Below are 5,153 nucleotides of genomic sequence, written 5' to 3' on the forward strand. Positions count from 1 at the left end.
ACTGCATCTCGGTGCTGTGCCCGCGCCAGTGCATGGCGATGAAGGGCAGCCGGTTCGCCGCGACCCAGGGCACCATCTCGGGGTCGGCCAGGCCGCCCGAGACGTCGTTGACGATGGCGGCCCCCGCCTCCACGGCAGCGCGCGCGACCGAGACCCGCATCGTGTCGACGGAGACGACCGCCCCCTCGGCGGCGAGCGCGGTGACGACCGGGACGACGCGGCGCAGCTCCTCCTCGACGGAGGGGCGCTCGGCTCCGGGTCTCGTCGACTCACCGCCCACGTCGATGATGTCGGCGCCGGCCGCCACGACGTCGCGACCGTGCGCGACGGCGGCAGCCGGCTCGAACCACTGCCCGCCGTCGGAGAAGGAGTCGGGCGTCACGTTGACGACGCCCATGACGAGCGTCCGGTCCGTCACCGACAGGAGCGTGGTCGCGTCGGATGCGGTCCGGTCACGGCGGACGGGCGAGGCTGACGAAGCTGACGCAGTCATGAGCGCCATTGTGTCTCGGGCGAAGTGGTGGAGGTCCGGACCGGGGTCACTTGTTGCCCTCGAGCATCAGCGCCATGGCCTCTGCTCGAGTGGCCGGGTTGCGCAGCTGGCCGCGGACCGCCGAGGTGATGGTGCTGGCCCCGGGCTTACGGATGCCACGCATCGACATGCACAGGTGCTCGGCCTGGACGACGACGATGACGCCCTGCACGTCGAGGTGCTCGACCATCGCGTCGGCGATCTGGGACGTGAGGCGCTCCTGCACCTGGGGCCGCCGGGCAAAGACCTCGACGAGGCGGGCGAGCTTCGACAGCCCGGTGACCCGACCGTCCTGGCTGGGGATGTAGCCGACGTGAGCCACTCCGTGGAACGGCACGAGGTGGTGCTCGCACGTGCTGTAGAGCTCGATGTCCCGCACGATGACGAGCTCCTGGTGGTCGATCTCGAACGTCGTGCCGAGCACGTCGGCCGCGGTCATGTCGAGCCCGGCGTAGATCTCGGAGTACGAGCGGGCCACCCGGCCCGGGGTGTCGAGCAGGCCCTCCCGGTCGGGGTCCTCGCCGATGGCAAGGAGCAGCTCCCGCACGGCCGCTTCCGCCCGCGCCTGGTCGATCGCCACCCTGTCAGCCCTTTTCGTTGGGGTTGACGGGACGGTCGTCCGGCACCTCGATGACGTGCTCGACGGGGTGCTCCTCGGCGAGCGGGTGGACTCCGACCGCCGCGGCCTCGTCGATCTTCTCCTCGAGCCTCTTGTCGGCCGGCACCGGCGGCGGCAGGTGACCGTTCTGGCCACCGGAGCCGTTCTGCGCCGCGATCTCGGCCGGCGTCAGCACCGGCGGTCGGTCGCTGAGCTGGCGCGTCTGCGACGAGAGCCAGGTGGGTCGCTGCGGCGCCTTGGAGATCGCCTTGAACAGCTCGGCCAGCTCGTGGACGTTGAGCGTCTCCTTCTCGAGCAGCTCGAGGACGAGGTGGTCGAGCAGGTCGCGGTTGGCGTTGAGCGCGGCGTAGGCCTCGTCGTGGGCCGCGTCGATGAGGGCACGGACCTCCTCGTCGACGATGCGTGCGACCTCCTCGGAGTAGTCGCGCTGGTGACCCATGTCGCGGCCGAGGAAGACCTCGCCGGTGCTCTGGCCGAGCTTGATCGCGCCGACGCGCTCGGACATGCCGAACTCGGTGACCATCTTGCGGGCCATGCCCGTCGCCTTCTCGATGTCGTTGCTGGCGCCGGTCGTCGGCTCGTGGAAGACGATCTCCTCGGCGACGCGGCCGCCGAGGGCGTAGGCGAGCTGGTCGAGGATCTCGTTGCGCGTCGTGGAGTACTTGTCGTCGATCGGCATGACCATCGTGTAGCCGAGGGCGCGGCCGCGCGGGAGGATCGTCACCTTCGTCACCGGGTCGGTGTGGTTGAGCGCCGCGGCGACGAGGGCGTGGCCACCCTCGTGGTAGGCGGTGATCTTGCGCTCCTTGGCCGACATGATGCGCGTGCGCTTCTGCGGGCCGGCGATGACGCGGTCGATGGCCTCGTCGAGGGCCTCGTTGTCGATGACCTTCTTGTCGCTGCGGGCCGTGAGGAGGGCGGCCTCGTTGAGGACGTTGGCGAGGTCGGCGCCGGTGAAGCCCGGCGTGCGGCGGGCGACGGCGAGCAGGTCGACGTCGGCCGTCACGGGCTTGCCCTGGGAGTGGACCTCGAGGATCCGGTGGCGGCCGATCATGTCGGGCGCGTCGACGGCGATCTGGCGGTCGAAGCGGCCCGGACGCAGCAGGGCCGGGTCGAGGATGTCAGGGCGGTTGGTCGCCGCGATGAGGATCACGTTGGTCTTGACGTCGAAGCCGTCCATCTCGACGAGCAGCTGGTTGAGCGTCTGCTCGCGCTCGTCGTGGCCACCGCCCATGCCGGCGCCGCGGTGGCGTCCGACGGCGTCGATCTCGTCGACGAAGACGATGGCCGGCGCGTTGGCCTTGGCCTGCTCGAATAGGTCACGGACGCGGCTCGCGCCGACACCGACGAACATCTCGACGAAGTCGGAGCCGGAGATCGAGTAGAACGGCACGCCGGCCTCACCGGCGACGGCGCGGGCGAGCAGGGTCTTGCCGGTGCCGGGCTGGCCGTAGAGCAGCACGCCCTTGGGGATCTTGGCGCCGACGGCGAGGAACTTCGCCGGTTCCTGGAGGAACTCCTTGATCTCCTGGAGCTCCTCGATGGCCTCGTCACAGCCGGCGACGTCGGAGAAGGTCACCTTGGGCGTGTCCTTCGTCGCGAGCTTCGCGCGGGACTTGCCGAACTGCATGACGCGGTTGCCGCCGCCCTGCATCTGGCCCATGAGGAACCAGAAGAGCCCGAGGATGACGAGGATCGGCAGGACCGAGAAGAGCAGCGAGCCGAACCAGCTCGGCTGGTCGATCTGGTCGTCGACACCCTGGGCCGGCGGCTTGGCGTTGAGCGCCGAGACGACCTGGCCGCCACGCGCGTCGACGTAGTAGGCGTAGACGGTCTTCGCGTCCTTCACCGTGCCGTCGGGCGAGGTGTAGGGCTTCTTGAGGGTCAGCTCCATGCGCTCGTTGTTGAGCAGCTTGGCCGACTCGACGTTGCCGTCGGTGATCTGCGTCATCGCAGCCGACGTGTCGATCCGGGGCGGGCCGGACTCGGAGAACATCATGCCGAAGACGAGCGCGCTGATGAGGACCAAGATCCACAGCAGTGGTGTGCGCAGAATCCGCTTAGCGTCCATGTACGTGCGGGACCTGTCGGGCCCCGGTCCTCCTGCTCGTCCGGTGAGTTGGTCCACCGGCACAACGTCCGGTAGACCACCAGTGTTCCGCATGCGGCGGCCCGGTGACCAACCCGCCCGTCGAGGGTTCCGGCCGCGGCGTCAGTCGCCCGTGGCGGAGCGGAGGGCCTCGAGGACGCGTCGGTCGATGCCGTCAGGGCTGAGCCGGGCCTCGTAGTTGGCGTTGCCGGCCCAGTCGGCCAGTGCCGTCGCGACGTCGTCGCCCGTGAAGCCCGCACCCGCCAGCCGGTCGCGCACCTCGTCGGCGAGCGCCCCCTCGAGCGGCGCGACGTCCTCGGGCCTGCCGAAGTACATCTCCCAGTCCGAGAGCAGCCGGCCGAGCTCGGTCACCGGGTCGGCGTGGTCGTCGACGCGGAGGTCGGCGAGCACCCCGCACGCGTCGTAGCCCGAACCCGGCTCGACGGCATACAGCGCCGCGCTCTGGCGCCCACGCGAGTCGCCCCCGGCCTCGTCACCGGCGACGAGCGCGGCAAGGAGCCGACGGGCCAGTGGCTGCCCGGCCGAGCCGTGCCACGCACGCTCCATGGCCTCGACGACCTCGGGCCCGGTGAGGATGTTGCCCTGGATGGCGTATGCCGTGTCGCCGTCGTCGCGCGCGACGCCACCGGCCCAGTCGTTGCACTCCGAGCCCGTGAAGGTCGCGGCGGACGCGAGCCCGACGACTCCGACCTGCCGGGTCTCACGGCCCTCGTCGAGGGCGGTGGCCGCGTCGAGCGCGTCGGCGGCCGACTCCCCGGCGGCCAGGCGGTCGAGCAGCTCGTCGAGGTAGGCGACGCGGGCGAAGGACTGCGTCGCGACAGCGCCGACGCCAAGGCGTGCACCGGGGACGACGGCGCCGACGGCGAGGAACTTGCTCGCGACGGCGATGCCGTGGGCCTCCCCCTGTCGGGCGACGATCGAGAAGGTCACGCGTAGACGTGCGGCGCGAGGGTGCCGACGCAGCGCAGGTTGCGGTACTTCTCGGCGTAGTCGAGGCCGTAGCCTACGACGAACTCGTTGGGGATGTCGAAGCCGACGTACTTGACGGGGATGTCGACCTTGACGACGTCGGGCTTGCGCAGGAGGGTGCAGATCTCCACCGAGGCGGGGCTGCGCGACTCGAGGTTGGACTTGATCCACGAGAGGGTCAGGCCGGAGTCGATGATGTCCTCGATGATGAGGACGTGCCGGCCGGTGATGTCGGTGTCGAGGTCCTTGAGGATGCGCACGACGCCCGAGCTCTTGGTGCCGGAGCCGTAGGACGAGACCGCCATCCAGTCCATCGGCGCGGTGCCGGGCAGGGCGCGCATGAGGTCGGCCATGACGACCACGGCGCCCTTGAGGACCCCGACGAGCAGGAAGTCCTTGCCCTCGTAGTCCGTCCAGATGTCGGCGGCGAGCTCGGCGAGCCGGGCCTGGATCTGCTCCTCGGTGAGCAGGACCTCGGCCAGGTCGTCTCCCATGTGCTCGTGGTCCACGAAGGCTCCTCGATGTGGTGCGTGGGGTGGTGCAGGGTCGTGCGGGCGGGACCATTCAACCGCACCCAGCGGGACGCGGTTCCGTGGAGGGTGTGGATCGCCGGCCGGTTCTCGCCGCCCACCCACGTATGCCGGGTGGCCGGGCGTCAGGCGTGGGCCGTCTCTCGCAGTGGGCTGAACACGATGGCGCCGCCCGTGCGGGCGACGGCGATGCCGCCCGGGACGTGGAGCGGGCCCTGGCCGTGCCACGAGGTCAGCAGGGCGTCGAGCGACTCGACGTGCGCAGCGCTGACGTCGGCGAGCGGTGCGCCGGCCTCGGCGGCGAGCAGTCTCCACACGCGGGTGCGGATCGCCCGGGGCAGGGCCGCGAGGGCGGCGAGGTCCACGCCCTCGCCCTCGGGTCCCACCGGGAGC

Annotated in this window: 6 protein-coding genes; all 6 read right to left on the reverse strand. The window is 70.7% G+C overall.

The features are described from left to right. Window positions 1–397, reverse strand: a 397-nt coding sequence (folP, locus tag AC1DP0_RS17755; protein ID WP_478086949.1) for a dihydropteroate synthase, incomplete at its 3' end; no start/stop codon positions are given. 142 nt (window positions 398–539) lie between these two features. Continuing rightward, a complete protein-coding gene (gene folE, locus AC1DP0_RS17760; RefSeq protein WP_478086936.1) occupies window positions 540–1,112 on the reverse strand; it encodes a GTP cyclohydrolase I FolE in 573 nt (190 codons plus the stop codon). A gap of 4 nt (window positions 1,113–1,116) precedes the next feature. Next, window positions 1,117–3,222 (reverse strand): ATP-dependent zinc metalloprotease FtsH, encoded by a 2,106-nt coding sequence (gene ftsH / locus AC1DP0_RS17765; protein ID WP_478086938.1) that lies wholly within the window; start codon window positions 3,220–3,222, stop codon window positions 1,117–1,119. A 141-nt stretch (window positions 3,223–3,363) separates the two neighbouring features. Then, window positions 3,364–4,191 (reverse strand): DUF1028 domain-containing protein, encoded by an 828-nt coding sequence (locus AC1DP0_RS17770; RefSeq protein WP_478086940.1) that lies wholly within the window; start codon window positions 4,189–4,191, stop codon window positions 3,364–3,366. Further along, the gene (gene hpt, locus AC1DP0_RS17775) at window positions 4,188–4,739 is read right to left on the reverse strand and encodes a hypoxanthine phosphoribosyltransferase (protein WP_478086942.1); all 552 of its coding nucleotides are present in this window, start codon (window positions 4,737–4,739) and stop codon (window positions 4,188–4,190) included. The genes AC1DP0_RS17770 and hpt overlap by 4 nt, the downstream gene beginning before the upstream one ends. Window positions 4,740–4,885: 146 nt before the next feature. Then, on the reverse strand, window positions 4,886–5,153 hold a 268-nt coding region (locus tag AC1DP0_RS17780), incomplete at its 5' end, for a TilS substrate-binding domain-containing protein (RefSeq protein WP_478086944.1).

This window comes from Terrabacter sp. P5_B1, assembly GCF_056400505.1.